The sequence below is a fragment of the Roseomonas sp. CCTCC AB2023176 genome (assembly GCF_042259275.1).
Lineage (GTDB): Bacteria > Pseudomonadota > Alphaproteobacteria > Acetobacterales > Acetobacteraceae > Roseomonas.
Map to the genome: position 1 here is coordinate 428092 of NZ_CP170086.1, position 26835 is coordinate 454926.

At 72.5% G+C, this 26835-nt stretch carries 25 protein-coding genes; 9 read left to right on the forward strand and 16 right to left on the reverse strand.

What is annotated here, in order from left to right:
- Nucleotides 1-98 precede the first annotated feature (98 nt).
- Nucleotides 99-1496 (forward strand): efflux RND transporter periplasmic adaptor subunit, encoded by a 1398-nt coding sequence (locus ACE7GA_RS02075; RefSeq protein WP_376094935.1) that lies wholly within the window; start codon nucleotides 99-101, stop codon nucleotides 1494-1496.
- Nucleotides 1493-4645 (forward strand): efflux RND transporter permease subunit, encoded by a 3153-nt coding sequence (locus ACE7GA_RS02080; protein WP_376094938.1) that lies wholly within the window; start codon nucleotides 1493-1495, stop codon nucleotides 4643-4645. Before ACE7GA_RS02075 ends, ACE7GA_RS02080 begins: the two co-directional genes overlap by 4 nt.
- A gap of 6 nt (nucleotides 4646-4651) precedes the next feature.
- On the opposite strand, the gene ACE7GA_RS02085 is transcribed toward ACE7GA_RS02080, so the two are convergent.
- Nucleotides 4652-5161 carry a GNAT family N-acetyltransferase gene (locus ACE7GA_RS02085; RefSeq protein WP_376094941.1) on the reverse strand — a complete coding sequence of 170 codons (510 nt, stop codon included), beginning with the start codon at nucleotides 5159-5161 and terminating at the stop codon, nucleotides 4652-4654.
- A 135-nt stretch (nucleotides 5162-5296) separates the two neighbouring features.
- Between ACE7GA_RS02085 and ACE7GA_RS02090 the strand changes: the two genes are divergently transcribed.
- The gene (locus ACE7GA_RS02090; protein ID WP_376094944.1) at nucleotides 5297-7630 is read left to right on the forward strand and encodes a xanthine dehydrogenase family protein molybdopterin-binding subunit; all 2334 of its coding nucleotides are present in this window, start codon (nucleotides 5297-5299) and stop codon (nucleotides 7628-7630) included.
- Between the two features lie 43 nt (nucleotides 7631-7673).
- On the opposite strand, the gene ACE7GA_RS02095 is transcribed toward ACE7GA_RS02090, so the two are convergent.
- Together ACE7GA_RS02095 and ACE7GA_RS02100 are read right to left on the reverse strand one after the other, a co-directional pair.
- A complete protein-coding gene (locus ACE7GA_RS02095) occupies nucleotides 7674-8315 on the reverse strand; it encodes a glutathione S-transferase family protein (RefSeq protein ID WP_376094947.1) in 642 nt (213 codons plus the stop codon).
- A 109-nt stretch (nucleotides 8316-8424) separates the two neighbouring features.
- Nucleotides 8425-9333, reverse strand: a complete 909-nt coding sequence (locus tag ACE7GA_RS02100) for a helix-turn-helix transcriptional regulator (RefSeq protein ID WP_376094950.1) — start codon at nucleotides 9331-9333, stop codon at nucleotides 8425-8427.
- A 148-nt stretch (nucleotides 9334-9481) separates the two neighbouring features.
- On the opposite strand from ACE7GA_RS02100, the gene ACE7GA_RS02105 reads away from it, so the two are divergent.
- On the forward strand, nucleotides 9482-10474 hold the full coding sequence (locus ACE7GA_RS02105) for a hypothetical protein (protein WP_376094953.1): 993 nt from the start codon (nucleotides 9482-9484) through the stop codon (nucleotides 10472-10474).
- 9 nt (nucleotides 10475-10483) lie between these two features.
- Here the strand turns inward: ACE7GA_RS02105 and ACE7GA_RS02110 are convergent, their stop codons facing one another.
- From ACE7GA_RS02110 to ACE7GA_RS02140, 7 genes are all read right to left on the reverse strand, one after another.
- On the reverse strand, nucleotides 10484-11275 hold the full coding sequence (locus ACE7GA_RS02110; protein ID WP_376094956.1) for a hypothetical protein: 792 nt from the start codon (nucleotides 11273-11275) through the stop codon (nucleotides 10484-10486).
- Between the two features lie 104 nt (nucleotides 11276-11379).
- Entirely contained in the window at nucleotides 11380-12000 is a 621-nt protein-coding gene (locus ACE7GA_RS02115) for an ABC-type transport auxiliary lipoprotein family protein (protein WP_376094959.1), read from the reverse strand.
- Entirely contained in the window at nucleotides 11997-13049 is a 1053-nt protein-coding gene (locus tag ACE7GA_RS02120; protein ID WP_376094962.1) for an MlaD family protein, read from the reverse strand. The genes ACE7GA_RS02115 and ACE7GA_RS02120 overlap by 4 nt, the downstream gene beginning before the upstream one ends.
- Nucleotides 13050-13763 (reverse strand): ABC transporter ATP-binding protein, encoded by a 714-nt coding sequence (locus ACE7GA_RS02125; RefSeq protein WP_376100063.1) that lies wholly within the window; start codon nucleotides 13761-13763, stop codon nucleotides 13050-13052.
- A gap of 74 nt (nucleotides 13764-13837) precedes the next feature.
- Nucleotides 13838-14953 (reverse strand): MlaE family ABC transporter permease, encoded by a 1116-nt coding sequence (locus tag ACE7GA_RS02130; RefSeq protein ID WP_376094965.1) that lies wholly within the window; start codon nucleotides 14951-14953, stop codon nucleotides 13838-13840.
- 170 nt (nucleotides 14954-15123) lie between these two features.
- Nucleotides 15124-16431, reverse strand: a complete 1308-nt coding sequence (locus ACE7GA_RS02135) for a flavin monoamine oxidase family protein (RefSeq protein WP_376094968.1) — start codon at nucleotides 16429-16431, stop codon at nucleotides 15124-15126.
- 40 nt (nucleotides 16432-16471) lie between these two features.
- The gene (locus tag ACE7GA_RS02140; RefSeq protein WP_376094971.1) at nucleotides 16472-17488 is read right to left on the reverse strand and encodes a Bug family tripartite tricarboxylate transporter substrate binding protein; all 1017 of its coding nucleotides are present in this window, start codon (nucleotides 17486-17488) and stop codon (nucleotides 16472-16474) included.
- A gap of 137 nt (nucleotides 17489-17625) precedes the next feature.
- On the opposite strand from ACE7GA_RS02140, the gene ACE7GA_RS02145 reads away from it, so the two are divergent.
- From ACE7GA_RS02145 to ACE7GA_RS02155, 3 genes are all read left to right on the forward strand, one after another.
- Nucleotides 17626-19206, forward strand: coding sequence for an ABC transporter substrate-binding protein (locus ACE7GA_RS02145; RefSeq protein WP_376094974.1), 1581 nt, complete (start codon nucleotides 17626-17628; stop codon nucleotides 19204-19206).
- Between the two features lie 50 nt (nucleotides 19207-19256).
- On the forward strand, nucleotides 19257-20384 hold the full coding sequence (locus ACE7GA_RS02150; protein ID WP_376094977.1) for a Kelch repeat-containing protein: 1128 nt from the start codon (nucleotides 19257-19259) through the stop codon (nucleotides 20382-20384).
- A 104-nt stretch (nucleotides 20385-20488) separates the two neighbouring features.
- Nucleotides 20489-21493 (forward strand): amino acid ABC transporter substrate-binding protein, encoded by a 1005-nt coding sequence (locus ACE7GA_RS02155; RefSeq protein ID WP_376094980.1) that lies wholly within the window; start codon nucleotides 20489-20491, stop codon nucleotides 21491-21493.
- A gap of 10 nt (nucleotides 21494-21503) precedes the next feature.
- Here ACE7GA_RS02155 and ACE7GA_RS02160 read toward each other — a convergent pair whose 3' ends face one another.
- The 3 genes from ACE7GA_RS02160 to ACE7GA_RS02170 form a co-directional block, all read right to left on the reverse strand.
- Entirely contained in the window at nucleotides 21504-21872 is a 369-nt protein-coding gene (locus ACE7GA_RS02160) for a hypothetical protein (RefSeq protein WP_376094983.1), read from the reverse strand.
- 147 nt (nucleotides 21873-22019) lie between these two features.
- Nucleotides 22020-22310, reverse strand: a complete 291-nt coding sequence (locus ACE7GA_RS02165; RefSeq protein ID WP_376094986.1) for a hypothetical protein — start codon at nucleotides 22308-22310, stop codon at nucleotides 22020-22022.
- Complete coding sequence (locus ACE7GA_RS02170) at nucleotides 22310-23305, reverse strand: Bug family tripartite tricarboxylate transporter substrate binding protein (protein ID WP_376094989.1); 996 nt, start codon at nucleotides 23303-23305, stop codon at nucleotides 22310-22312. The genes ACE7GA_RS02165 and ACE7GA_RS02170 overlap by 1 nt, the downstream gene beginning before the upstream one ends.
- Nucleotides 23306-23580: 275 nt before the next feature.
- Between ACE7GA_RS02170 and ACE7GA_RS02175 the strand changes: the two genes are divergently transcribed.
- Nucleotides 23581-24531 (forward strand): TAXI family TRAP transporter solute-binding subunit, encoded by a 951-nt coding sequence (locus ACE7GA_RS02175; RefSeq protein WP_376094992.1) that lies wholly within the window; start codon nucleotides 23581-23583, stop codon nucleotides 24529-24531.
- 43 nt (nucleotides 24532-24574) lie between these two features.
- On the forward strand, nucleotides 24575-24793 hold the full coding sequence (locus ACE7GA_RS02180) for a DUF1289 domain-containing protein (RefSeq protein WP_376094995.1): 219 nt from the start codon (nucleotides 24575-24577) through the stop codon (nucleotides 24791-24793).
- Nucleotides 24794-24842: 49 nt separating this feature from the next.
- On the opposite strand, the gene ACE7GA_RS02185 is transcribed toward ACE7GA_RS02180, so the two are convergent.
- From ACE7GA_RS02185 to ACE7GA_RS02195, 3 genes are all read right to left on the reverse strand, one after another.
- Nucleotides 24843-25616, reverse strand: a complete 774-nt coding sequence (locus ACE7GA_RS02185; RefSeq protein ID WP_376094998.1) for a TrmH family RNA methyltransferase — start codon at nucleotides 25614-25616, stop codon at nucleotides 24843-24845.
- A gap of 400 nt (nucleotides 25617-26016) precedes the next feature.
- A complete protein-coding gene (locus ACE7GA_RS02190) occupies nucleotides 26017-26529 on the reverse strand; it encodes a hypothetical protein (protein WP_376095001.1) in 513 nt (170 codons plus the stop codon).
- Entirely contained in the window at nucleotides 26526-26756 is a 231-nt protein-coding gene (locus tag ACE7GA_RS02195) for a metallophosphoesterase family protein (RefSeq protein ID WP_376095004.1), read from the reverse strand. Before ACE7GA_RS02195 ends, ACE7GA_RS02190 begins: the two co-directional genes overlap by 4 nt.
- Nucleotides 26757-26835 lie beyond the last annotated feature (79 nt).

Genomic DNA, 26835 nt, shown 5'->3' on the forward strand with positions numbered 1-26835 from the left:
CTGACGGCCATGATGTCCCACTTCCTTGACGCGGTGCAGCGTAGGGTTGAACCGTATCGCCTGCCCTACCCCGGGCAGGCCTCCTTCCGGACCTTCGCATGCGCCCCCCCGCTCGCCTTGCTGCCGCCTCGCTCCTGATGGTGCTTACGGGGGCAGTTCCCGCGCTCGCCCAGTTCGGTCCGCAGGGCCCGCCGGCAGTCGGCGTCCAGCAGGCGGCCCGCCGCCCCGTGACGGAACAGTCGGAGTTCGTCGGGCGCGTCGAAGCGGTCGAGCGCGTGGACCTGCGAGCCCGCGTGACCGGCTTCCTGCAGGAAGTCGTCTTCCGGGAGGGGCAGGAGGTCCGCCGGGGCGAGGTCCTCTACCGGATCGAACGGCAGACCTTCGAGGCGGAGGTGGCCCGCCAGCAGGCCCAGATCGCCTCCGCCGAGGCCTCGCTCGCCAACGCCCGGGAAACCCTCGGCCGCGCCCAGGAGCTCGTGCGCAGCGGCGCGGGAACGCGTGCCACGCTCGACAACGCGGTCGCGCAGGAACGGACGGCCAATGCCAACCTCCTCGCCGCCCGCGCCGCCCTCCGCGGCTCCGACATCAACCTGGGCTACACTGACATCACCGCCCCGATCAGCGGCAAGATCGGCCGGACAAACCGGACCGTCGGCAACGTCGTCGGGCCGGACGCCGGCACGCTCGCGACGATCGTGTCGCAGGACCCGATGCGCGTGTCCTTCCCCGTTTCCCAGCGCCAGGCCCTGGAGCTGCGCGACCGCTACGCCGCCCGCGGCGGGGTGGAGGCGGTGCAGGTCCGCATCCGCCTCACGGATGGCCGAACCTATCCCCAGGCCGGGCGGATCGAGTTCGTGGACAACCAGATCGACCGGAGCACCGACACGATCCTCGTCCGCGCGCTGATGCCCAATCCGCCGCTGCCGACGACGACTTTCGGCGACGTGCCGGACCGGGCGCTGATCGACGGCCAGTTCGTGTCGGTCTTCGTGGAGGGGCTGGAACCCGTTCTCGCCATCGGCCTGCCGCGCTCCGCGGTGCTGCAGGACCAGCAGGGGTCCTACGTCTTCATCGTGGACAACGAGTCCAAGGCGCAACGCCGCAACGTCCGCCTCGGCCGCTCGACCGCGGAGACGGCCATCATCGAATCCGGCCTGGAGCAGGGCGAGAACGTCATCGTCGAGGGCATCCAGCGGGTCCGCCCAGGCCAGCAGGTCAACGCGGCGCCCGCCGGGGCACCGCCGGTGCGGCCGCCGGGTGCGCCGGGCGCAGCGCCCGCGGCGGGCGCCCCGAACGCCTCGGCCGCAGGCGGCGGGGCCGGGGGCCGCCCGGCGCGGCCCGCCAGGGGACGCCGTCGGGCGCGGGCGGATCGCCGCCGGGCGCGCCGGCCGCAACCAATGCCGGCGCGCCGGGGACGGCAGCGCCCGCCGCGGCGAACCCGCCGGCGAGCCAATCCACCGGTTCCGCATCCGGCTCGGCGCGCTAACCGCCCATGATCTCCGGAACCTTCGTCGATCGCCCCAGGCTGGCGATCGTCATCGCGATCCTCACGCTCATCGCGGGCGCGATCTCGATGATCAACATCCCCGTGTCGCAGTTCCCCGACATCGTGCCGCCGCAGGTGTCGGTCACCGCGCGCTACCCCGGCGCTTCGGCCCAGGTCGTCGAGACGACGATCGGCCAGGTGATCGAGGGCCAGGTCAACGGCGTGGACCGCATGATCTACATGCGGTCGAACTCGGCGAATGACGGGTCCTATACCCTCAACGTCTCCTTCCAGCTCGGCACCAACCCCGACATCGCGACGGTCAACGTCAACAACCGCGTCCAAGCGGCGTTGGCGCGGCTGCCGCAGGAGGTGCAGCGCAGCGGCGTGGTGGTGCGCAAGCAGTCCTCCGCCGTGCTCATGTTCGGGTTCCTCTATTCGCCCGGCGGGCAGCAGGACCCGCTGTTCCTGTCGAACTATTTCACCATCAACATGCTCGACAACCTGTCGCGCGTCGCGGGCGTCGGGCAGGTCAACGTCTTCGGCGCGCAGGACTATTCGATGCGCGTCTGGTTTGAGGTGGACCGGCTGATCTCCCTCAACCTCACGCCGCAGGACATCATCACCGCGATCCAGTCCCAGAACGTCCAGGCCGCGGTCGGCCGGATCGGCGGGCGCCCCATCTCCGACGACCAGTCCTTCCAGATCAACCTGGAGACCCGGGGCCGCCTGGCGACGCCGGAGGAGTTCGGGAACATCGTCGTCAGGGCCAGCGCGGACGGCTCCGTCCTGCGGGTCCGGGACGTCGCGCGCGTCGAGATCGGCGCGGCGAACATGGACACGGAGAACCGCTACAACGGCCAGCCCTCCATCGCGTTCGGCGTCTACCTCGCCCCCGGCGCGAACGCGGTGCAGGTCTCCAACGCCATGCGGGCGCGGCTGGACGAGCTGAAGACCCGCTTCCCGCCCGGCGTGGACTATACCGTCTTCTACGATTCCTCCGACTTCGTGTCCGACACGATCTACGAGGTGGTGAAGACCCTGCTCGAGGCCTTCGTCCTCGTCGTCATCGTCGTCTACCTCTTCCTCGGCTCCTTCCGGGCGACGCTGATCCCGACGGTCGCGGTGCCCGTCTCACTGCTCGGCGCCTTCGTCATCCTGCTGGGAATGGGGTATTCGGCCAACACCGTTTCGTTGCTCGCGATGGTCTTGGCCATCGGCATCGTGGTGGACGACGCCATCGTCGTCGTCGAGAACGTCGAACGGGTGATGTCGGAACACCCGGACTGGACCCCCGCCGAGGCCACGAAGGCCGCGATGCGGGAGATCACCGCGCCGATCATCGCGATCACGCTCGTCCTGCTGTCGGTCTTCGTGCCGATCGCCTTCATCCCCGGCCTGTCCGGCGTGCTGTTCCGGCAGTTCGCGGTGACGATCTCGGCGGCCATGGTGGTCTCGGCCATCAATGCCCTGACGCTGTCGCCGGCCCTCTGCGCCCTCATCCTGCGGCCGCATCACGGGCCGCGGCGCGGGCCGATCGGCTGGGTGCTGCGGAGCATCGACTGGACGCGGGACCGCTACGCAGGCGGGGTCGCGCGGCTGGTTCGCGTGTCCGTCCTGTCGCTCCTGCTCACGGCCGGCTTCGCCTTCGGCATCTGGTCCATCAGCAAGGTCACGCCGACCGGCTTCCTGCCGCAGGAGGACCAGGGCGCCTTCTTCATCCAGGCCCAGTTGCCACCCGGCGCTTCCGTCTCCCGCACGCGTGAGGTGGTGCGGCAGATCGAGGAGATCGCGCGCCGCAACCCCGCGGTGCAGGGCACCCTCGGAATCGTCGGCTTCTCCCTCATCGACGGCGGCGCGCAGTCGAACTCGGCCTTCATGGTCGTCCGCATGAAGCCCTTCGCCGACCGCAAGACGGTGCAGGACAGTGTGCAGGCCGCGATCGGCCAGGTCTTCGGCGCAGGGCAGGCCATCCGTACGGCGAACGTCTTCGCCTTCAACCTGCCGCCGATCATCGGCCTTGGTACCGGCGGCGGTTTCGAATACGTGCTGGAGGACTACGAGGGCCGCGACATGACGCAGCTCGGCGCCACGATGCTCGGGCTGATCGTGCCGGCAAACCAGGACCCGCGGCTGAGCGCCGTCTTCTCGACCTTCTCGGCAACCAATCCTTCGTTGTTCCTGGAGGTGGACCGGGACAAGGCGCAGGCGCTGGGCATCCCGATCTCCAACATCTTCTCGGCGCTGCAGGCGACGCTCGGCGGCTTCTACGTCAATGACTTCAACCTTTACGGCCGCGTCTGGCAGGTGAACATCCAGGCGGAAGCCAGGGACCGCGACGACATCGACGACATCTGGCGCATCCACGTCCGCAACTCGCGCGGGGACATGGTTCCCCTGCGCGCCTTCGCCGACGTCCGCGTCATTCTCGGGCCGCAGACCATCACGCGGTACAACAACCTCCGCGCCATCTCGATCAACGGGGCGCCGCGGCCCGGCGTATCCTCCGGGCAGGCGCTGCAGGCGATGGAGGAACTGTCGGCCCGCGTCCTGCCCTCGGGCTACGGCTTCGAATGGACCGGCACGGCCTACCAGGAGAAGCTGGCGACGGGGCAGACGGCCTACATCATCGCCCTGGCCGTCCTCTTCGCTTACCTCTTCCTCGTCGCGCTCTACGAATCCTGGACCATCCCGATCCCCGTGCTGCTGTCCGTGGTCGTGGGTGGGCTGGGATCCTTTGGCGCCATCATGCTGGCCGGGCTGTCGCTCGACATCTACGCGCAGATCGGGCTGGTGGTGCTCATCGCCCTCGCGGCGAAGAACGGCATCCTGATCATCGAGTTCGCGAAGGAAGCGCGGGAACGCGGGCTGTCCATCCGCGAAGCCGCGACCCAGGGCGCCCGTCTCCGGTTCCGCGCGGTCATGATGACCTCGATCGCCTTCGTCCTCGGCCTCGTGCCGCTGGTGACGGCGGCGGGCGCGGCGGCCGTGTCGCGGCGCGCAGTGGGCACGCCGGTCTTCGGCGGCATGCTCGCGGCCTCCCTCATCGGCATCTTCATGATCCCGATGCTCTACGTCGTGTTCCAGTTCGCCCGCGAATGGGTGAAGGGGAAGCTCGGCGTGCAGCAGAAGGCCGCCCCGCCGGCACCGGCGGCCTGACGCGGTTCAGGCGGCAGGCCGGTTCAGCAGAAGGATCGGCCCGCCGCCATACTCCGCGTCGGCGAAGCGTCGGAAGCCGAGCTTCGCCGCGACGTGCAGCGAGGCGGCATGCGCGGGCTTGATGATGCAGGTCATGCGTCGCCCGCGATGGGCGCCCTCGGCCCAGCCGATGGCAGCGCGCATTGCCTCCTCGGCGAGGCCGCGGCCCTGTCCGGCCGGGGCGAGGACCCAGCCCGCCTCCAGCGTCCCCTCGATCGAGGGCGAGAGGTCGCGCCGCGCCTCCTGGAACCCGGCCTCGCCGAGAAAGGCGCCGGTCTCGCGGTCCTCCAGGGCGAAGTACCCGAAGCCCAGGTGATGCCAGCACCCGGCCTGCCGGAGGAACCGCGCCCAGGCCGCCTCACGCGCGATCGGCACGCCGCCGATGAAGCGCACCACGCCGGGGTCGCCCCACATGGCCGCGAAGGCATCGAAGTCCGCGATCCCGTGCGGCCGGAGCAGCAGGCGGGGCGTTTTCAAGGTCGGGATCATCGGCCGCACCCGCTCTCGTGACCGAGAGAACGAAGACCCGGCCCGCATCGGACGTCCACCCCCTTCCCGCCCGCCCTGCCGATCGCACATGATCGTCTGAACACTCGAGGGAACAACGTGACCATGGCGAAGTTCGGCCTCAGCCAGCCCCTGCGACGCATCGAAGACCCCCGCCTGCTCGTCGGCGGCGGCCGCTACACGGACGACCTCGCGGCACAGGGCGCCGAGGCGGGGGCGGCGATCGGCTACGTCCTCCGCTCCCCCCATGCCCATGCCCGGATCACCGGGATCGACACGACCGATGCGAAGAGCATGCCCGGCGTGCTCGCCGTGATCACCGCCGCCGACTGGAAGGAGGAGGGTCTCGGCGAGATCCCCTGCATGGTTCCACTCAAGAACAAGGACGGCTCCGACCGCGGCCAGACCCCGCGCCTTGCGCTGGCCGACGGGGAGGTGCGCCACGTCGGCGACCCCGTCGCCTTCATCGTGGCCGAGACCCACGCCCAGGCCCGCGACGCGGCCGAGGCGGTCGTCGTGGATTACGACATGCTGCCCGCCGTGACCGACCTGGCTACTGCGACCGAGCCGGGCCAGCCGCAGGTTTGGCCGGGCATCAAGGACAACGTCGTCTTCGATTGGGAAACGGGCGACAAGGCCAAGACCGACGCCGCCTTCGCGAAGGCCGCCCACGTCACGAAGGTGCGGATCGTCAACAACCGCGTCGTCGTGGCGTCCATGGAAGGCCGGGCCTGCCTCGGCTCCTTCGACAAGGGCACCGGGCGCTTCACGCTGCACGCGGGCACCCAGGGCTCCTGGCCCCTCAAGAACCAGCTCGCTGACATCGTCTTCAAGCTCCCGAAGGAGAACTTCCGGGTCGTCACCCACGACGTCGGCGGCGGCTTCGGGATGAAGATCTTCATGTATCCGGAATACCCGCTCTGCCTCATGGCCTCCCGCCGAATCGGGCGACCCGTGCGCTGGGCGGCGGAGCGGACGGAGGCCTTCCTCTCCGACACGCAGGGCCGCGACAACATCTGGGACGCGGAACTCGCCATGGATGCGGAAGGCCGCTTCCTCGCGCTGCGGACGAAGAACATCGCGGGCATGGGCGCCTATCTCTCGACCTACGCGCCGTTCATCCCGACGGGCGCGGGCACCAAGGTCCTTGCCTCCGTCTACCGGTTCGAGGCGATCCACGCGCAGGTCGTCGGCGTCGTCACCAACACGACCCCCGTGGACGCCTACCGCGGCGCCGGCCGCCCGGAATCCAACTACGTCGTGGAGCGCCTGATCGACGCCGCCGCGCGGGAACTCGGCAAGGACCGCGTGGAATTGCGGCGACTGAACATGGTCCCCTCCTCGGCCATGCCCTACACGACCCCCGTCGGCCAGCGCTACGACAGCGGCGAATTCGCGCGCCTGCTGGACGAAGCGACCCGCCTGATGGACTACGACACGTTCAACGCGCGCAAGGAGGAAGCGCGACGCCGCGGCAAGCGCCGGGGCATCGGCATGGCCTACTACCTTGAAGCCACAGGCGGCGCGCCGAACGAGCGGGCAGAAGTCCGGTTCCGCGACGACGGGATGGTGGACGTCCTCGTCGGCACCCAGTCCACCGGCCAGGGCCACGAGACGGCCTATGCCATGATCACGGCGAACGAACTCGGCATCCCCATCGAGAAGATCCGGATCGTCCAGGGCGATTCCGACGAGATCCCGACCGGCGGCGGCACGGGCGGCGCGCGCTCGCTCTACTCGGAGGGCACCGCGCTCCTCGCCACCACCGCGACGGTGATCGAGAAGGGCAAGCAGGCCGCCGGCGAAATCCTCGAGGCCTCGGCCTCCGACATCGAGTTCGAGGCCGGCCGCTTCGCGATCGCCGGCACCGACCGCGGCATCGGCATCCTGGACCTCGCGAAGACCCAGGCCGAGCGCGCAGCACGCGGCGAATCCGCCATCCTGCTGAACACGGCGGAGGTGGCGGACATTCCCTTCCACACCTTCCCCAACGGCTGCCACTGCGCCGAGGTCGAAGTGGATCCGGAAACCGGCAACGTGCAAATCCTCCGCTACCTCGTCGTGGACGACGTGGGCCACGCGCTGAACCCGCTGATCGTGCGGGGTCAGGTGCATGGCGGCGTGGCGCAGGGCATGGGCCAAGCAATCCTGGAGCGCACGGCCTACGACCCTGAGAGTGGCCAGCTCCTCTCCGCGTCGTTCATGGACTATGCGCTCCCCCGCGCCTCCGACCTGCCGGAGATCGAGGTGGAGCTGGTCAACGTTCCCTGCGCGACCAACCCGCTGGGTGTGAAAGGCGCGGGGGAGGCCGGTGCCGTCGGCTCCCCGCCCGCGCTGATGAATGCGCTGCTCGACGCGCTGGCCGATGACGGCGTGACCCACCTCGACATGCCCGCCACGCCGGAGACGGTGTGGCAGGCCCTCGCCAAGGCGGCCTGACCGCCGCGCGCCGGAGGAGGCCGCGCCTCCTCCGGCGACCGGGTCATCCCAGCTTCGGCATCGTCTTCACGACGCTCGGCCGTTCCCCGATCCGCTTCCACCAGGCCGACAGAAGGGGCCGCTGCGCCAGCGCCTCCGCCCCCTGCGGCACCATCGTGAAATAGGTCAGCACCGGCGCGAGGTGGATATCCGCAAGGCTGATCCCCCCGCCGCCGCAGAGCCCTTCGCTCTCGACCACCAGCGACTCCAGCGCATCCAGCGCCTTGCCCGCCTGCTCCAGCCCGCCCGAGAACACGGCGGCATCCGTCGTCCCACCGCCCGCGGGCACGAACACCGCCTGGATGAAGACGTCGTGCACCATCGGCTTGTAGGCGTAGCTGTCCACCACGCCGCAGATCTGCGTCATCCGCGCCCGCGCCTTCGCGTCCGCCGGTTGCAGCGCAGGCCCCGGAAACGCCTCGTCCACGTAGCGGGCGATCGCGAAGGTTTCGAACAGGAGGAAGCCGTCATGCTCCAACGCCGGCACCTTCCCCCACGGATGACGCGCGAGGTGATCGGCCGACGCGCCGGCGCCCTTCATGATGTCCACCTCGTTCAACTCATAGGCGACGCCCTTCTCCTCCAGCGCGAGGCGGGCGGTGCGGGCATATGTGCTGTAGGCCGGGCCGTGGAGCACGACGGGCATCGGGCGATTCCTCCTCAAAGGGCGGCCCGAGCATGGCCCTCCGCGAACCGCGCCGGAAGGTCTACGCCGACGCTCGCCCTGCGACGTCACGTCACCCGGCTACGCCACCTCACATCCGCGATGCGCGTCGGAACTCGCTCGGGCTGATCCCGACGGCGCGGTGGAAGGTCGCGCTGAAATGGCTATGGCTGGAGAACCCGAGGTCCAGCGCGATCTCCGTGACAGGCCGGGCGCCCGTCGCCAGCATCGCCTTCGCCCGCTCGATCCGCCGCCGCGTCAGGTAGGCGTGCGGCGCCTCGCCGAAGGCCGTGCGGAAGCAGCGGGCGAAATGGAAGCGTGACAAGCCGGCCTCCCGCGCCAGCGCGTCCAGCGACAGGTCGTCACCCAGCCGTGCGTCGATCAACTCGGCAAGGCGCCGCGCCTGCGCCATCGTCAGCCCGCCGCGGGGCCGTGACCGCGGGCCGCGATCCGCCTCGATCGCCGCCGCGACGATCGCCTGCACCAGCGCCTCGCCGTAGAGGCGGTTGACGCCCTCACCGCGAAGGTCGGCGGCAAGAAGCCGCATCAACTGTTCCAGTCGGTCATCCCGCAACGCGTGCCCTTCCGCCAGGAAGGCGGGGCCGCAGGCCTCGGCGTAGTCCCGCAGGACCTCGTCCTCGACGCGCAGCGTCAGGCAGCGCGTCACCCCTTCCCACGCGTAGGCCGGCGCGGTGCCGACCGGCAGGATCATGTGGTCGCCGTGCCGATAGGTCCGCCGGTGCCGACGGTCCGTCCGCACCTCGAAGGGCGTGGGGCGGGACCCGACATTCATGCAGATGACGTGGAAGGGCAGCGCCGCGCGCTCGAAGCCGTCCGGATTGTCCTCAAGACGACAGAGCTCGGCGGAGGCGCGGTCCCAGACGCGGTAGCGCAGCGTCTCGGTCCGGAAGAACGGGAAATTCACCGGGTTCAGCCGCATGCCCCGGTGTGCGGGCGTCGCCGCCGAGCCCTTCGATCCTGTCAGGCCGCTCTCCGCCATGCCCCGACGCAGTCGATCCGAACCGCCCGGAGGTCAAGCGAAAGGATCAGCGGCAGCAAGATCCTGACAATCCGGCCCGCTTGCGACAGCGCGGCACCCCGCGCCGCGGCAGGATTGTCGGCCCCTTCCCCCGCACCACACCGAACCGATGCCCCCATCCTTCCGCCCGGCGATCCTGTCCCTTCCCGCCCTGGCCCTCCTGGCCGTGCCGCCGGCCTCGGCCGCCGAGCCCGGCTTCCTCCTCGCCGCCGGCACAGGCCGCACGGTCCCGGTCTTCCGCGACGCGAACGCCATGGAACAGGGCCTGCGCATGCTCGGCGACGGCGCGGCGCGGCAGGACCCCGCCGCGCTGCGTGCGCTCATCGCCTGCACGGTGGAAACCGGCACCGCCGCGCAGGGCCAAGCTGACATGCGCATCCGTCGCCGCCGGGCCGACACTGTCGAAGCCTGGGAGGTCGAGGTCACCGCCGGCGCCTCCGCCGGCTGCAAGGGCACGGTGGCGCCGGTGAATTTCGGCCGTACCCCCGCCGGCCCGACCGCCGCGGCCAAGGCGCGGGAGGGCGGGCGCGCGCCCCGCATCCGCGAGGTCGGCATCCTCATCCCCGTCGAAGGGCGCGCTGACATCACCCTCTGGGCCAGCCGCAACGCGCGTGAGATCGGCGCGCCCCTCGCCCGCCAGGGCGCCGCGATCACGAACCTCGCGCCCTACGTCGCCTGCACCGTCCCCGCCGGCACCCGGATCGGCACGGTGGAGGACGGCGCGGTCTTCCGCGACGTCGTCGTGGTGGACGGCCCGAACCGCGGCTGCATCGGCAACGTCGAGCGGGCGGGGTTCCGACGCAGCGAGGACCAGTCGGTGGACGGCCGCATCGCCGACACCGGCGCCGCACGGGAGGTCGCCGTCTGGCGCGACCCCGCGGCGCGGCTGGAAGGCCTGCGCCTGGTCCAGGCCGGCACGCACCGCACTGACCCCGGGCGCGTCGAGGCCCTGATGGCCTGCTGGGCCCCCACCGGCGCCACGGCCCGGGCGACCGCCTTCGACCCCGCCGCCGGCGGCACCCAGGTCGAGATCACGGAAGGCCCCCGCCGCGGCTGCCGGGGAACGGTGGCAGAAGGCGCCTTCCGCCCCGCCGGCCTGTAGCCAACGGCCCTACCGCATCGCCAGGACGGTGCGCGGCCGCTGTGGCGGCGGCAGTTCCCGCGGCGGGGTATCGAGCGACCGTACGCCGACGACCCGGAAGCCCGTTCCCTGCCAGGCCAAGTCGAAGCGCAGCCCGCCCGGCCCGTGCTCCGGCCCGTAGTCCAGGCGGAACTGCGCCGGGCCGATCGCGCGCAGGTCGCGCAGAACCTCCAGCCGCGGCAGGCCGTCGCGCTCCCGGGCGGCCGCGCGCAGGCGGACCCATTCGGTCGCGGCGCCCCGTGCCTCCGCGGCTGCCGCCATGCGGCCCGCTAGATCCGCAACCCAGCGGCCGGCGGCCCCCTCCAGCCCCGGCGGCACCTCCGCGAGCAAGGCCTGGCGCAAACCATCCATCGCCGCCGCCGGCTCGACCTGCCGGGCCAGCGCGCCCGGGTCCGGCGACCGGATGGCGGCGGTCACGCGCATCGCCAGCAACCACGGCAGCGCCGTCCAAAGGCCGAGGAGCAGCGCCGCCGAGAGCATGGCACCCAGGACGGCGCGCCCGACTACGCGCCGGGGGCGGACCGGGGCTGGCCCCGCCTGTGCCGTTGCGCGCCGGGCGATGCGCCGGCTCCGCCGAGGAAAGGGCCGACCGGCCGTGAAGGGCAGGCTGTCCGGCGCGGGCACGTCGCAGGGTGGCGTCGGCGCTTCGTTGCCCTGCCCCGCCACCACGCGCAGCGATCCCCTGCGTGCGTCGTAGTCATCCCAGACCGCGTTCCATTCCATATCGTCGCTGAAATGCGCGGCGCGCCGGGTATCGGCCATGATGTCTCATCCGTCTCGTGCGGACGACCGAACCTCCTGTCCCGTCCCGAAATTGAGATTGCCGCGACGCTCCTCACCCGTCGGTTAACGCTCGACGCGATGCCTCACGCGTTGCGCGCGAGGTCTGATTCGATCAGCGCCAGCACGGCCGCGAGGGCCTGCACCATGGCGGCCGCAGCGGCGTCCGGCGCTCGGCCTGCCGCCACGCCGCCCGGCACCGGCACGGTAGCGTCCCGCACGAACTGCCCCGCGACGCGCGTGCCGAACTGCGACGTCGTCGCCAGCAGCACGCCGCTCATCGCCGCGCGGGCGACGCCGCGGCCCTCGTCCACGTGCAGCGCCGTCAGCTCCGTCTCGAGCGTCAGGTCCGCATCGGCGCGGGTGCCCGGCGCCAGCACCCCCGCGAAGAGGCCGGACGCCATGAGCCACCGGCGCAGCGCGTCCTCCGCTGCCTCGGCCGGCGGTGCCGTCCACTCGGCGTAGGTCTCGACGCGGATCGTGCCATCGGCACGGAGGAAGCGGAGGTAACGCGTATCCAGCCCCGGCGCCGCGCGCGACAGGCGCAGCAACAGCGTCCTCCGCGGCCCGCGGCCCGGCCTCGCCGCAGCACCGGGCGGCCGATCCGGCGAGAGGGCGTAGCGCCGCGGCTCCACGTAGTCCTGGTTGATGACGCCGCAGCCAGCCAGCGCGAGCACGCCCGCCAGCACGCCCCGCCGCGCCGTCACCGCCGCGCCTCCCGCCCGTTGCCGCGCGCCCATTCCGGCGCGGGCGCCGAGGGCGCAAGGAGCGACGCGGCCGGCGCTCGCCGCAGCCCCTCCGTCGTGTCACGCAGGCTTCCCGCCGCACCCCGCAGGTCGCGCAGCGTCGGCGTCAGGTCACCGTTGATGTCGGCGACGGCCAGGTTCACGGCCCGCGCGGCCCGCTCGACCGCGGCGATCGCGGCCGGCAGGCGGTCCAACCCCACCCGCGCGCTGTCCAGCGCCGCGTTGGCGCTGCGCAGCGTCCCGCGGATCTCCGGCCCGCCGAGCACCGCGCGCAGATCGGTCACCGCACCCCGAAGTTCCGCACCGAGCGCGCCGAGCTGCGCATCCTGGATCGCGCCGCGAAGGGCCACGACCGTCTCGTTCACCTCGCGCAGCGTGCGGTTCAGCTCGCCGTCATTGACCTGCCCCCGGAGGTCGGAGAGGAGCCCGGCCGCGTCGCGCAGGATCGCCTCGATCGGCGCGTCCATGACACGCTGCACCAACTGCTCGGCCGCGGAGGTCACCTGCGAAACCGTGCTCGGCTGGGACGGCACGACGGCGTAGCGCGGCTCCCAGGGCGGTGGCTCGACCGGGTAGCGGGACGGCTCGACGAAGTCGAGTTCGAGATAGCTGACGCCGGTGATCCCGGTGCTCGAAAGCCGCACGCGCAACCCGTTCTCGACCGCCATCTCCGTCGACGGCAGTTCGCGGAAGCGCGAGAGGTCCACGGCAAAGCGGATGAGCACGCGGCGATAGGCCTGGTCCTGCAGCACGCCCGCGGCGCTCGGCGGCGGGTACTCGATGCTGACGAGCGAGATCTCCGTCACCTGTCCCAGCCGCACGCCACGGAAACGGACGGGTGCCCCGACCTCCAGCCCCTGCACGGATTCGCGCAGGTAGGTCTCGTAGATCGTGGCGTTCCGCGTCAGCCGGTTCGCCGTGAAGAACAGCACGAAGCCGACGCCGAGCGCGATGGCCGCAAGGATCAGCATCCCGACGCGGAGGTAGAGGGAGCGCGAGGTGGCCGCCACCTACTCGACCTCCCGCCGGAAGAAGCGCCGCACCGTGTCGTTCGGCGGGTCGTCGCGCAGGCGGCGCGGATCGCCCGTGGCGATGATTCCCTGCGCTTGCTTGTCCAACATGATGCAGCGGTCCCCGATCGCGAGGATGGATTGCAGTTCGTGCGTCACCACGACGAAGGTCGTGCCGAGGTCGCGCGCGAGGTCCTTGATCAGCGCGTCCAAGCCCGCCGAGGTGATGGGGTCAAGCCCCGCGCTCGGTTCGTCCAGGAACAGCACCGGCGGGTCCAGCGCCATCGCCCGGGCGATTCCCGCCCGCTTCGCCATGCCGCCCGAGATCTCCGACGGCAGCCGCGCCGCGGCGTCGGAGAGCCCGACGAGGCCCAGCTTGACGCGCGCCACCGCCTCCCGCGCCTCCCGCGGCAGGTCGGTATGCGCCTCCAGCGGCAGCATGACGTTCTCGAGCAGCGTCATGGAACCGAAGAGCGCCCCGGACTGCCACATGACGCCGAGGGATCGGAGCAGTCGCCGCCGCTCCTCCCCCTCCGCCTGGGCCAGGTCGCCGCCGAGGATCGTCACCGTCCCGGCCGTGGGCTGGTACAGGCCGATCATCAGCTTCAGCAGCGTGGACTTGCCGCAGCCGGACCCGCCGAGGATCACGAAGACCTCGCCGCCGTGCACGTCGAAGGAGACGTCCTTGAACAGCGTGCGCTCGCCGAAGCGCATGGCGACGCCGCGCGCCTCGATGACGTCCGGCGCGGTCGTCACCGGCGCCGGCGCTTCGAGGACGGGCACGTCCATCAAAGGCCAAGCCGGAAGAACAGCACGGCGAGGATGCCGTCCAGCACGACGATCGCGATGATGCCGCCGACGACGGCCGACGTCGCCGCATCGCCCACCGCGCGCGGCCCGCTGCCCGCCGACAGCCCGGCGCGACACCCGATCCCCGCGATCACCAGCCCGAAGAGCGCCGCCTTGAACAAGCCGCCGAAGAGGTCGCGCAGGGTCACGAAGCCCGAGACCTGGCTCGCCGTGATCTGCAGCGGGAAGCCCAGCGAGAGCATCACCCCTGCCGTCCCGATCAGTCCCGCGAGGTTCATCAGCATCGCCAGCACCGGCATGACGAGCGTCGCGGCGATGAGCCGCGGCAGGACCAGCAGCACCATCGGGTCCACGCCCATGATCCGCAGCGCCGACACTTCCTCGTTCACCGTCATGGTGCCGAGTTCGGCGGCGAAGGCCGAACCGGTGCGCCCCGCCAGGATCACCGCGGCCATCAGCGGCCCGAGCTCCCGCACGAGGGAGATGCCGACGAGGCGGGGGATGAAGACCTCCGCCCCGTATTGCCGCATCGGCACGGAGGACTGGAACGCCAGGATGATCCCGATCAGAACGCCGAGGAGGGCCACCAGGCCGAAGGCCCGCGTCCCCGCCTCGTCCAGGTGCCGCATCACGTCGGCCCAGCGGAGGTCCCGCGGGCGCCGGACGGCGTTGACGACCGTCGCCGCGCCCTCACCGAGGAAGGCCACCCGGTCCTGCGCGTTCCGCCCCGCGCCGACCGCCGCCGCCCCGAGTCCCCGGATCAGGCCGAGGGGGCGGGCCGGCGTCTCGGCCGGCGGGGCCCGGCTCGCCACGCGCGTCCGTTCCAAGACCGCGCCGACGGGACGCGACGCGCCCTGGACGCTCGCCCCCTCCCCCGCCGCCACCTCCGCGGCCAGGACGAGGGCCGCGCCCCCGGTATCGAGGGTCGTCAGGCCGGAGAGGTCGAGGACCCGCGCCCCCTCCGCCTCGCGTACGGCATCCCGCCAGACGGCACCGGCGTTCAGCCCGGTGAGTGCCCCTTCGAAGCGGAGGGTGTCGCCGTCGCGGCGGACCCGCGGTGGGGCGGGTGGGCCCGGATCGGGCAGGGGGGCCATCGCGGGCCCGGGCTCGGGCGCCCTGCCCGCGATCCGGCCGGGTCCGGCGTCCTCGGGGTGCGGCGCGGGCTGGGCGCCGGGCGAGGAGGCGCGCGCGGGCCCGGGGCCGCGGGTGCGCCCTTCCTCCTCCGCAGACTCGGCCGCGGCCCCGTCGGTCGGTCCTGCCGCGGTCATACCGGGGGAGGTAGCGACGCGCGCGCCCCGGTGAAAGCCCGATCCCCCCGACCGATACGTGCCGCAACGTCCCGGGCCGCCTGGACCCCCGTGAACCAAGCCCCGCCGAGGGTCCCGGCGAGGTGGGGATGGCAGGCCTCCCCCGCGAAGCGCAGGCGCCCGTCGCCCAGCGGTGCCCCCAGCGCGTCCCGCGCCCCGCCCCGTCCCGGGAGGAGGTAGGAATAGGCCCCGCGGCAGAAGGGGTCCTCCGCCCAGGTGGAGACCAGAGCGCCGTCGGCGCGGAGGGCCCGGTCGGCCCGGATCCCGTAGTACCGGCGCAGTTCCTCCCCCGCATAGGCGAGGGTCGCCTCCCTCCCCTCCCGCGCGAGGTCCCAGGCCAGGGGGCCGCCGGCGAAGCCCATCAGGTGGTCGCGGCCGAAGGGCCAGGCGACCCAGGTCATGGCCCGCTCGCCCTCCTCCATCCGGCGCTCCAGGCCGCCGAAGGCCGGGATGTCCAGCCGGTCCTCCCCCGCAGCGCGGAGGCCGATTTTCGTCAGCAGGCCCATCGGCAGGTCGTGCACCGCCTGCATCGTCGGGGACGGGAGCGGCGGGTCGAAGGCCATGGTCCCGGCCGCCAGGACCCCGGTCGGGACGGTGACGAGGCACGCCATTGCCTCGACCGCCCCGAAGGATCCTTCGGCCCGGACCCGCTGTCCGCCCCAGGCCACCCGATCCACCGCGGCGGAGAGCGTGACCGGCAGGCCTTCCGCCAGCACGCCCAGCAGGTGCCCCGCCCCGTCCCGTGGCAACAGGTTGGTCCCGTGCAGTTCCGTCGCGCGCCAGTCCTGCAGGTCCATGTCGCGCGGGTCGGCGCCGCAGATCACTGGCCCTTCCCAATAGGCGATCGTCGCGTCCCAGCGGCCGCCCGTCGGCGCCGCGTCGTGCAGGCTGAGCGACGGATCGTCGACCGCGAGGACCAGTGCCTGGTGCCAGGCCTTGGTCGCCGCGTCGTACTCCGCCTCGTCCTCCGGCGTCGCCCAGTGACCGTCCACCCAGCTCCGGTGCGCCCGCACCGCGTCGTGGTCGAAGAGTTCCAGGCCCCGCGCCTGCGCCAGCGGCACCAGCGGATTGCCCTCCGCCGCGTGCAACCAGGTCGCGCCGAGGTCGAAGGGGGCGCCGAGCGTCGCCGCATCCGTCTGCGCCCGACCGCCCACGCGGTCCCGCGCCTCCAGCACGCGGACGGTAAGGCCGAGCGAGACGGCCTCCCGCGCCGCGCCGATGCCCGCGGCGCCGGCGCCGATGATGAGCAGGTCAGGGTCAGCCATGCAGCGGGCTAGCGGGTGGGCACCGCCGGGGTTGCGGGCCTCAATCCAGCTTCACCCCCGCCCGCTCCACCATCGCGCGCCACATGGGCGTCTCCCGCTCGATCATCCTGCGCATCGCGGCAGGGCTCTCGCTCAGGACGGTGTCGTAGCCCAGGGGGCGGAGCCGCTCGACGTAGTCCGCCTGCCCCGCCACCTGCCGGACCGCGGCCATCAGCCGTTCCTGCACCGGCGCCGGCACGCCCGCCGGCATGCCCAGGGCGTTCCAGGAGACGAGGTCCACGTCGCCGAGGCCAAGGTCACGGAACTCCTCGAGACCCGGCACCTGCGGCAGGAAGGACATACGCTTCTGCGAGGAGAGCGCGAGCGCCTTGAACTTCCCGCTCTCGACATGCGGTACCAGCGCGGGCGTCACGTCGAACATCATGTCGATGTTGCCTGCCAGCAGGTCGTTGATGGCGGGCCCGCCGCCGCGATACGGCACATGCAGAATGCGCGCGCCGGTGGCGGCGTTCACCGCCTCGATCAGCAGGTGCGACGAAGTGCCGGTGCCGGAGGAGCCCATCTTGACCCCCTCCGGATTGGCCTTCGACCACGCGATGAGCGCACGGAAGTCGGTCCAGCCGCGCCGCTGCGCCGTGTCCGCGTTCACGACGCAGAGCAGCGCGCCGGAGGTCAGCTGCGTCAGCGGCACCAGGTCCTTCGCGGGATCGAAGGGCAGCCGCGCGTAGAGCGTCGGGAAGGCCGTGAAGGTCGTGACCCCGATGATGCCGAGCGTCGTACCGTCCGGCGCGGCCTTCGCCACCGCATCGGCCCCGATGATCCCGCCCGCGCCGCCCCGGTTGTCCACGACGACGTTCTGGGCCAAGGCCGGCCCCAGCCGTTCCGCCAGCAGCCGCCCCAGCAGGTCCACCGCGCCGCCCGGCGGGAAGGGCACGACGATCCGCACGGGCCGCCCGCCGGCGATGGGACCGCCCGCCTGGGTCTGGATCTGGGTCTGGGCCAGGCCCGGACCCGCGGCAAGAAGCGCAGGGGCGGCGAGGAGGGGGCGTCGCAGCATGATCGGTCCGTTCCCGTAAGGCCATCGTTGCGGAGGAGCATGGGGCGACGGCGCGGCCGGCGCCAATCCCGTTTCGCGCGCAGCTTGCCGCGGAAGGACCGGCGCGCTCCCATCCCCGGCGAATCCAGGAGCGACGAATGACCCTCTCGCGCCGAGCCGCCCTCGGCACCCTCGCCGCGGCCGCGCTCGCACGCCCCGCGCTGGCGCAGGGCGATGCGCGCGTCCTGCGCTACGTCCCCCCGGCCGACGTGACGATCCTCGACCCCCTCAACACCACGGCCTACCCGACGCGCACGCACGGCCACCTGTGCTGGGACACGCTCTACGGCCTGGACGAAGCCTTCCGCCCCCAGCCCCAACTGGCCGAGGGGCAGGTGGTCGAGGATGACGGCAGGCGCTGGACCTTCACCCTGCGCGAGGGCCCGACCTTCCACGACGGCGAACCGGTCCGCGCCCGCGACGCCGTCGCGTCCATCCGCCGATGGATGGCACGCGACACCCACGGCCAGACCCTCGCGCCGCGGGTGGAGGAGATGCGCGCGCTGGACGACCGCCGCTTCGAGATCCGGCTGAACCGCCCCTTCGGCCCGATGCTCGACGCGATGGCGAAGGCGTCATCCTATCCCTGCTTCGTCTACCCCGAGCGGTTCGCCGCGACCGACCCCAACCGCGCCTTCACCGAAGTCGTGGGCAGCGGCCCTTACCGCTTCGTCGCGGACGAACGGGTGTCCGGCGCCCGCCTCGTCTATCGGCGCTACGACGCCTATCGCCCCGCGCCGGGCACGCCGAGCATGACGGCCGGTCCCAAGATCGCGCATTTCGAACGGATGGAATGGCGCATCCTGCCGGATGCGGGAACCGTCGCCGCCGCGCTCCAGGCCGGCGAGGTGGATTGGTGGGAACAGATCTCCCCCGACCTGCGGCCGGTCCTCCAGCGCAACCGCAACGTGGTCGTGGAACGGATCGACAGCACGGGCCTGATGGCCTTCCTGCGCCCGAACCACCTGCATCCGCCCTTCGACGATCCGGCCGTGCGTCGCGCCCTCTGGCCCGCGCTGCCGCAGGCGGATGTCATGCAGTCCATGCTCGGCCCCGACCGGGACCGCTGGTCCGACGGCATCGGGCTGTTCCCGAAGGGCTCGCCGCTGGAGAACGACGAGGGCATCGCGGCCGTCGCCGCGCCCCGCGATATCGAGGCCGCACGGCGGGCGGTGGCGGCCACGGGCAAGGCCGGGGCGAAGGTCCTTGTCCTCCACCCCACGGACGTGAACAACAACAATGCCATGACCCTCGTCGTGACCGACTTCCTCAAGAAGGTCGGCTTCGATGCGGAGAGCGTGACGTCGGACTGGGGCACAGTCCTCGCGCGCCGCACGCGGCGGGAAGCCCCGGCGCAGGGCGGCTGGAACGCCGTCGTCGCGGTCTTCGCGGGGATGGAGATGGCCACGCCCGCCGGAAACCTGCTGCTGCGTGGCAACGGCGACGCGGCCTGGTTCGGCTGGCCCCGCGCCGCGGAGCTGGAACGGTTGCGCGACGAATGGTTCGACGCCCCGACGATGGACGCGCAACGCGGCGTCGCCCGCCGCCTGCAGGCGCAGTTCTTCCAGGACGTCCCCTACTGGCCGCTGGGCCAGTTCAACATCGACGGCGCCTATCGCCGCGGCCTCACCGGAATCCGCAAGGGAATGTCGCTGCCCCTGAACGTCCGTTGGGGCTGACGCGGCGGGACGCGGCGTCGTAGGTTCGGCCGGACACCGGAGACCCCGCGATGGATCGCCGCACCTTCCTCGGAACCACCCTGCTCCTGCCCGCCGCGGCATCGGCGCAGCAGGCCGCGCAGCCACACGCGCATCACGGCGGCCTGACGCCGGCCAACCCGTCGCCCGACCCGTTCCAGCGGCTGCAGGGCGGCGTGCCGCATCACCTGACGCCGGAGCAGATCGGCCAGCGCTCCACCGACAGCCCGGCGCCGCCCGGCCCGGCCGGCCGCTGGGTCACGCGCGCCGCCCTCCCGATCCCGCGCTCCGAGATGGCCTGGTCCGTCGAGAATGCGGGGCGCCTTCACGTCATCGGGGGCTACGGCGAGGGCCGCGTGGATCGTGGCTACCATCACGTCTACGTCCCCGCCGAGGACCGCTGGTACGACGCCGCGCAACTGCCGCGCGGTGCCAACCACGTCGCCGTCGAAGCCCTGAACGGAAAGGTCTACGCCTTCGGCGGCTTCTACGAACAGAACCGCAACGCCCACAACAACGCCTATGCCTACGACCCCGGCGCGAACGAATGGACGCCGATCGCCCCGATGCCGCGTCCGCGCGGCGCGGCGGCGGCCGTCGCCCTGAACGGCCGGATCCACCTGATCGGCGGCGCCTCCAACCCCACCGCCGAGCGCGCGAGCATCGGCTGGCATGAGGTCTACGACCCCCAGGCCAACACCTGGGAAGCAAGGAAAGCCCTGCCCGGCGCGCGCGACCACGTCGGCAGCACGGCGCATGAGGGCCGCATCCACATCGTCGGCGGCCGCTTCAACACCTTCGAGTACAACACCGGCCTGCACCACGTGTACCTGCCGGACCGCGACACCTGGGAGACACGCGCGCCGCTGCCGACGCCGCGCTCCGGCCACGGCCTGGCCAAGTACCGCGGCCGCTTCTTCGCGATGGGCGGGGAATACGGCCTGACCGGACCGCAGGGCATCACGAACGGCGTCGTCTTCGGCCAGATGGAATCCTACGACCCCGGCACGGACTCCTGGCAGAGCCACGCGGCCATGCCGACACCGCGCCACGCCGTCGCCGCGCAGACGATCGGCGACTGGATCTACGTCGCCGGCGGCGGCGCGGTCACGGGCGGCGGCGTCCAGTCCTCGGTGCACGAGGCCTTCACGCTGGGCTGAACCGCGGCCGTTCCACGGTTGCCGCACGTGGAAGGTCGCCAAGGCGTGAGTTGAACGGGGCACCGCACGCCGTCACGTCGCGACCGACGTAACGGGACGTATCCATGCGCCGCCTCATCCTTGCCCTGCTGCTTCTCGCCTCGCCCGCCGTCGCGCAGCCGCCGCCCGACACCCTATCCGCCGTGCGCTCCCGCGGCACCCTGGCCTGCGGCGTTTCCACCGGCGTCGCCGGGCTTTCGCAGGCGGATTCGCAGGGCAACTGGCGCGGGCTGGATGCCGATTTCTGCCGCGCGGTCGCCGCCGCCGTCCTCGGCGATCCCAACAAGGTCCGCTTCGTCCCGACCACGCCGCAGACCCGCTTCACCGCGCTGCAGAGCGGCGAGGTGGACGTCCTCTCCCGCAACACGACCTGGACCTTCGCGCGCGACGTCGGCATCGGCCTGACCTTCGCCGGCGTGCTGCTGCATGACGGCCAGGGCTTCATCGTCCGGCGCGACAGCGGCGTCGCGAATGCGCGCGGCCTGGACGGCGCGACCATCTGCCTCCAGCCCGGCAGCACGACGGAACTCAACCTCGCGGATTGGGGCCGCGCCAACAACATCCGCTTCACCCCGCTGCTGATCGAATCCTTCCAGGAGGTCCAGGCCGCCTATTTCTCCGGCCGCTGCGACACCTACACGACGGACCTCTCCGGCCTCACCTCCATCCGCGCCGGCCAGGGCGCCCGCTCGAACGAGCACGTGATCCTGCCCGACGTGATCTCCCGCGAACCACTCGGCCCGCTGGTGCGCAAGGGCGACCCGCGCTGGCTCGACATCATCCGCTGGACGCTGAACGCCCTGATCGCCGCCGAGGAGAACGGCGTGACCCAGGCCAATGCCGAAGCGCGGGCCCGCGACCCGAACCCGGAGGTCCAGCGCCTCCTCGGCACCGCCGGCGAATTCGGCCAGCAACTGGGCCTCGAACCCGCCTGGGCGCTCCGCGCCATCCGCGCCGTCGGCAACTACGGGGAGGTCTGGGAGCGCAACCAGGCTCCGCTCGGCGTCCAGCGCGGCCCGAACCGGTTGGCCGCCCAGGGCGGCCTGATGTGGAGCCCGCCCTTCCGCTGACCCGCGCGGGTCAGAGGCAGCTGACCGTCACGGCCCGTGCAAGCTGCTCGTTCCTGAGCGGCTGGCTCCCCGGCACGTTCGGGTTGGAGCCGACGAGCTGCGTGGTCCTCGCCCCGGAGGCGAGCGTGGCGAGGCTCGAGGGCCGCGGGATCATCCCGCCGCCGGCCTGGATCCGGTATTCGACCGGCCGCTGCCCGGGATTGAAGAACCGGACGTAGTAGCTTGCGCTGCCCTGCGCACCGGGCGTGACCTGGGTGATGAACTCCTCCGCGATCAACCGTCCACCGCAGAAGGAGGTCGCCACCGCGTAGGTCTGCGCTCCGGCAGAGCCCGCGGCGAGGCAGAGGGCGAGAGCGGGGATCGAGGCGATGCGCAGCACGGTCCGGTGGCCCAGTTCCAGAGAGCGACGCCGGGCTTCGGTTGCCTGAGGAAGGCTTCGTTCGGCCCGTCGCGGTCCGGAGTCGTGGCACATTCCCACGCCCCGCCCAAGCCCCGCTCAAACGCCGACCCGGCGTGGAGGCATGACCTACCGCCGGGCGCATTCCATCAGCGCCGTGGCCCAGGAGTTTCGTGCCCGCTCCAACAGGAGCGCGAGGCGAAGGGAGTCCTGCGTCCCCATGCCCCGCATCATGCAGCCGCCGAAAGCCATGGCGTTGCCGGTGATCGGGTCGCCATGTTCCGCCCGGCACGCCATCCCTTGCCGCGCGACCTTCAGGCAGAAGGCTGCGTCGGGCGGCGGCACCGCCGCCGGCGCGCCCGGCGCCTGCGCCGCCGCCGGCCCTGCCGCCAGCAGCAGCGCGGCGATCAGCCGGCGCATCAATCGAGCGTCGCGCCGGATTGCTCCACCAGCGTCCGCCACACCGCGTCCTGCTGGGCGAGGTAGGTGCCGAAGGCCGCCGGCGTCTCGTCCCAGACCGGCGTGAAGCCCAGCGGCTCCATCCGCGCCTTGAAGTCGTCGGACCGCACGACGCCCAGCAGCGCCTCGTGCAGCCGCGCGACCACCGGCGCCGGCGTCCCCGCCGGTGCGGAGACGGAATACCAGGACTGCATGTCGATGCCCTTGCCCGGCAGGACCTCGTTCATCCCGGGCACGTCGCGCAGTTCCGGCACGTAGCTCACGCGCTCCGCGCTGCCGACGGCCAGCGGCCGGAACCGCCCCTCCCGCACATGCGGCATCAGCGCGGGGATCACGTCGAACATCATGTCGATGTTGCCGGCGACGAGGTCCGTGATGGCCGGCCCGCCGCCGCGATAGGGCACGTGGGTGATGTCCATCCCCGCCGCGCGGTTGACGGAAGACAGCGTGAGGTGGCTGACCGTCCCCGTGCCGGACGACCCCATCGTGACCTTCCCCGGATCGCGCTTCGCCGCCGCGACGAGCTCGGCTAAGGTTCGCCACGGCCGCGCCGCGTTCACCACCAGCAGCACCGTCCCCGTGGACACCCGCGTCACCGGCGCCAGGTCGCGGATCGGGTCCAGCGGCATGGAGCGCCGGTAGAGGTACTTGTTCGCCGCGAGGATCGAGGCCGACCCCAACAGGATCGTGTACCCGTCCTTCTCCGCCTTCGCGACGGCGTCCGCGCCGATGTTGCCGCCCGCGCCGCCACGGTTATCCACCACGACCTGCTGCCCCAACACGGGCGACAGCCTCTCCGCGAGCAGCCGCCCGGTGATGTCCACGGCGCCCCCCGGCGCGAAGGGCACGATGATCCGCACGGGCCGCTGCGGCCAGTTGCCCTGTGCCCGCGCCGCGAGGGGCGCTGCCGCGAGCGAGGCCGCGCCGGCGGCGAGCAGGGTGCGTCGGTTGGTCATGCCTGTGACTCCTCTGTGCCAAGTTGGGGGCCAAGTGGTGCGCCAGGTGCGGCAGGCCGCCGATCCGCGGGATCGTGGCGGGATGCAAGGCTGCGACAGTCCGGCGGCGGCGGGCGCCACCGAAGCCACCGCGGAAAGGCGATGTCCAGCACGGCGGGCGCCAAGGCAAGCCCGTGGCCGGCACGACCCAGTCAGGCCGGCACGATTGACTCGCGGTGGAGGGCGCCGCGAGGCTGCCCCAACGAACCGGATACAACGACTTCGGAAGGACCGTCATGCGCCGACGCCCCATCCTGCTCGCCGGCCCCGCCCTGCTCGGGGCCGGGCGCGCCGCAGCGCAGGCGACCATCCCCTTCTACGCAGCCGGCCCCGGAAGCGCCTTCCTGCCCTATGCCGAGGCGGTCGCACGCTTCGCCGCGACCCGCGGCGTCCCGCTCGACGTCCGCCGCTCCGCCGGCAGCCTGGAGAACCTCCGGCGCGTGGAGGACGAGCCCGGCGCGATCGGCACCGCCTTCCTCGGCTCCGTCGTGGACGCGCTTGGCGGCACCCCGGCCGCGGGCGGGCGCCGCCACGTCGCGATCCGCGCCCTCTTCCCGATGTACGAGACGGGCTTCATGGCCGCGGCGCCCCGGGCGAAGGGCCTGACGCGCTTCGCGGACCTGGCGGGCAAGCGGGTCGGCTGCGGCCCGGCCCGCGGCCCCGCCGAGACCTTCTTCCGCGCCGCCGCCGAGGTCGCCGGCTTCTCGGCCGAAATTGCCTCGGGCGACAGCGCCCCGCTCGCGGAAGCCACGATCCGCGGCGAGATCGACGCGCTCTGGCAGGGCGCGATCATCCCCATCCCCGCGCTGGTCCAGGTCGCGGACGCGGTGGACACCGTCATCATCGGTCCCGGCGAGGACGTCGCGCGCGGCGTCGTCGCCCGCCTGCCCCACCTCGCCCCGCTCACCGTCCCGGCCGGCACCTATCGCGGGCAGGCCGAATCCGTGTCCTCCTTCGCCGCCTGGAACTTCGTCGTCGCCAACGCTGCGATGCCGGAGGAGCAGGCCTACGCGATCACGAAGGCCGTCCTCTCGGCCGGCGATCCCGCGCGGGACATCGCAGCGATGGCGGCGGGGACGCGGGCGGCGAATGCCGGAACGAACCGGGTTCTGGCCTTCCACCCCGGCGCCGTCCGGGCGCTGCGTGAGGCCGGCGCGACGGTGCCGGAGATCGCGGCCCCGCGCTGACGGTGCCGCTTCTGCCCGCCCGCCGCGGCGCCATCTTCCCGGGATGAATCACAACGACCGCCCCTGCATAGACGTATGCCGCTACGACGACGACACGGATTGGTGCTTCGGCTGCGGCATGACGAAGCGTGAGAAGAAGGCCTGGAAGCGCGTTCCGGCCTATCGCGAGGCGATCCGGGCCGCGCTTCCCCTCCGCCTGGAAGCGCTATCTGTGGAAGGGCACGTGACCGGGCCGGGCGCCGGGAAGAAGCACCGGGAATAGGCGCGCCGGACGCGTCCCCGCGCCGCACGGGCGGGGCAGGCGGTCCGGCTCAGCGGCGTGACAGCGCGTGGATCAGCACGGCCGCGGCGACGGAGACGTTCAGGCTCTCCACCCGCCCCGACCCCGGCAGCGTGACCCGGTGGTCGCAGGCGCGGATCACCGAATCCTCCAGCCCTTCCTCCTCGTTGCCGAGGACGAGGGCGACGCAGGGCGCCTTCGGTACGGCCTCCGGCGCCACCCCACCCCGCGCCACGGCGGCGACCGTCGGCACGCCCAGCCGCGGCAGGACCTCGGCGGGATGGTCCGAGGACCAGAGGCTCAGCACCTCCAGCCCGCCCTCGCTCGTCCGCCAGGCCGCGTCGCTCAACCCGGCGGAACGAGGGTCGCCCGAGACGACCATCCCGATGCAGCCGAAGAAGGCCGCGGACCGCGCGATGGCGCCGAGGTTGTGCGGGTTCGACACGCCGTGCAGCACCGGCAGGACGGGTGCCGTCCGCAGCGCCGCCGGCAGCGGTAGCACGACCGGCCCGACGCGCCGGCGCGCCGTGATCGCGACGATCCCGCCGTGATGGACCGTCCCGGCGATGCGGGCGATCTCCTCCTCAGGCACCTCGCGGTAGGGCCGCCGCATCTCGGCCAGCGCCGCGCAGACCGGCCCTGCCTCCCGCCGCCGGTCGGGGACGTAGAACAGCCGCAGGATGTCCCGCGGCCGCCGCGCGAAGACGGCCGCGACGGCGGCAGGACCGGCGATCCGGTCCGGCTCCGGCTCCCGCGGCGGCAGGGAGCCGCCCGGCGGGCGCCCGCGATGCGGCCGATCCGACATCCGTGCCCCTTCCGATCTGTGCGGCGTGCGGGTTACCTGGCCCTGGCCGCCGCGTCACGACGCCCGGGCAAGCCGGCGCCTCACGCCCTCCGCAGCGACGGACCCGTCTCATCCCTCCCGGGCGCGGCATCCCCCATGCGTGATAGCACGGCCTCTGCGGCGCGGCCCGTTAGGCGCGGCCCGTGCGGCCCCGAGAGTCGCGGCAGGATCATCGTCGCCAGCTCGAAGGAGACGATCGAGGCGGTCCCCTTCCGCCAGGCGCGGCACGTTCGACAGCGCTACCCCGGGGTGGTCCGGATGCGTCACCGCGTTCGGCACCGCCATGCCGGCGAGGTGAACGCGTTGGCCGGTGAGGAAGCCGTCCTGCACCTTCCCTGTCGCGAGGCACGGCGATGCCATCTCAGCGCCCGCGCAGCAGCCGCAGGGCGAGCGCCTCCGGCAACCCCGCCGCCCGGATCTTCTCGGCGGCCGCCGCTGCGTCGTAGGCCACGCGCACCCAGGTCAGCTCGCCCCGGACCGTGTCGAGCATCCCGTAGCAGGCCCGCGGGTCGCCATCCCTCGGCTGCCCCACCGCGCCGAGCACCGCGAGCCATTGCCGCGCCCGCATCAGGGGCACCGGCACGCCGGCGAGCGGTCGGAAGGCGGTGACCTTCGCCGCGGCCGTGATCCCGAACAGCCGGGGGACGTGGACGTGCCCGCAGAAGGTCGCCCAGGCCTTCGTCGCGTTCATCGATGCCAGCGCCTCGTCCGCCTCCTCGACGTAGTGCCAGGCCGCGGGCGCCGAGGCATCGGCGTGGACGTAGAGCCGCCCCTCCTCCTCGACCTTGAGCGGCAGCGCCGCGAGGAAGGCGGCGCTGCCACTCGACAGCCGGTCCCGCGTCCAGTCCAGCGCGGCCGCGGCCAGCCCGGTCATCCGGCCCGTTCCGCCGGCGATCGCCCAGTCGTGGTTGCCCTGGACCGCCAGCGCCCCCGGCCGACTTCCTCCATCGCCGCGCCCACGACCCATTCCGGATCCGCACCATACCCGACGAGGTCGCCGAGGAAGACGAGGCGGGCCGCACCCGTAGCCCGTGCGTGCAGCAAGCAGGCTTCCAGCGCCTCCCGGTTCGCGTGCACGTCCGCCAGCATTGCGATGAGCACCGGTGCTCCCCGACCCTTGGACCCAGAAGATACGCCCTTCGGCCGGGGGCGGAATGCGGGCGGCGCGGAGCAGATCCGC

What these genes read in the sequence shown, in the direction of transcription:
- ACE7GA_RS02075 (WP_376094935.1), top strand. Translation starts at nt 99, where the DNA reads ATGCGCCCCCCCGCTCGCCTTGCTGCCGCCTCGCTCCTGATGGTGCTT.
- ACE7GA_RS02080 (WP_376094938.1), top strand. Translation starts at nt 1,493, where the DNA reads ATGATCTCCGGAACCTTCGTCGATCGCCCCAGGCTGGCGATCGTCATC.
- ACE7GA_RS02090 (WP_376094944.1), top strand. Translation starts at nt 5,297, where the DNA reads ATGGCGAAGTTCGGCCTCAGCCAGCCCCTGCGACGCATCGAAGACCCC.
- ACE7GA_RS02095 (WP_376094947.1), bottom strand. Translation starts at nt 8,315, where the DNA reads ATGCCCGTCGTGCTCCACGGCCCGGCCTACAGCACATATGCCCGCACC.
- ACE7GA_RS02100 (WP_376094950.1), bottom strand. Translation starts at nt 9,333, where the DNA reads ATGGCGGAGAGCGGCCTGACAGGATCGAAGGGCTCGGCGGCGACGCCC.
- ACE7GA_RS02105 (WP_376094953.1), top strand. Translation starts at nt 9,482, where the DNA reads ATGCCCCCATCCTTCCGCCCGGCGATCCTGTCCCTTCCCGCCCTGGCC.
- ACE7GA_RS02110 (WP_376094956.1), bottom strand. Translation starts at nt 11,275, where the DNA reads ATGGCCGATACCCGGCGCGCCGCGCATTTCAGCGACGATATGGAATGG.
- ACE7GA_RS02125 (WP_376100063.1), bottom strand. Translation starts at nt 13,763, where the DNA reads ATGCGCTTCGGCGAGCGCACGCTGTTCAAGGACGTCTCCTTCGACGTG.
- ACE7GA_RS02130 (WP_376094965.1), bottom strand. Translation starts at nt 14,953, where the DNA reads ATGGCCCCCCTGCCCGATCCGGGCCCACCCGCCCCACCGCGGGTCCGC.
- ACE7GA_RS02135 (WP_376094968.1), bottom strand. Translation starts at nt 16,431, where the DNA reads ATGGCTGACCCTGACCTGCTCATCATCGGCGCCGGCGCCGCGGGCATC.
- ACE7GA_RS02140 (WP_376094971.1), bottom strand. Translation starts at nt 17,488, where the DNA reads ATGCTGCGACGCCCCCTCCTCGCCGCCCCTGCGCTTCTTGCCGCGGGT.
- ACE7GA_RS02145 (WP_376094974.1), top strand. Translation starts at nt 17,626, where the DNA reads ATGACCCTCTCGCGCCGAGCCGCCCTCGGCACCCTCGCCGCGGCCGCG.
- ACE7GA_RS02150 (WP_376094977.1), top strand. Translation starts at nt 19,257, where the DNA reads ATGGATCGCCGCACCTTCCTCGGAACCACCCTGCTCCTGCCCGCCGCG.
- ACE7GA_RS02155 (WP_376094980.1), top strand. Translation starts at nt 20,489, where the DNA reads ATGCGCCGCCTCATCCTTGCCCTGCTGCTTCTCGCCTCGCCCGCCGTC.
- ACE7GA_RS02165 (WP_376094986.1), bottom strand. Translation starts at nt 22,310, where the DNA reads ATGCGCCGGCTGATCGCCGCGCTGCTGCTGGCGGCAGGGCCGGCGGCG.
- ACE7GA_RS02170 (WP_376094989.1), bottom strand. Translation starts at nt 23,305, where the DNA reads ATGACCAACCGACGCACCCTGCTCGCCGCCGGCGCGGCCTCGCTCGCG.
- ACE7GA_RS02175 (WP_376094992.1), top strand. Translation starts at nt 23,581, where the DNA reads ATGCGCCGACGCCCCATCCTGCTCGCCGGCCCCGCCCTGCTCGGGGCC.
- ACE7GA_RS02180 (WP_376094995.1), top strand. Translation starts at nt 24,575, where the DNA reads ATGAATCACAACGACCGCCCCTGCATAGACGTATGCCGCTACGACGAC.
- ACE7GA_RS02185 (WP_376094998.1), bottom strand. Translation starts at nt 25,616, where the DNA reads ATGTCGGATCGGCCGCATCGCGGGCGCCCGCCGGGCGGCTCCCTGCCG.
- ACE7GA_RS02190 (WP_376095001.1), bottom strand. Translation starts at nt 26,529, where the DNA reads ATGACCGGGCTGGCCGCGGCCGCGCTGGACTGGACGCGGGACCGGCTG.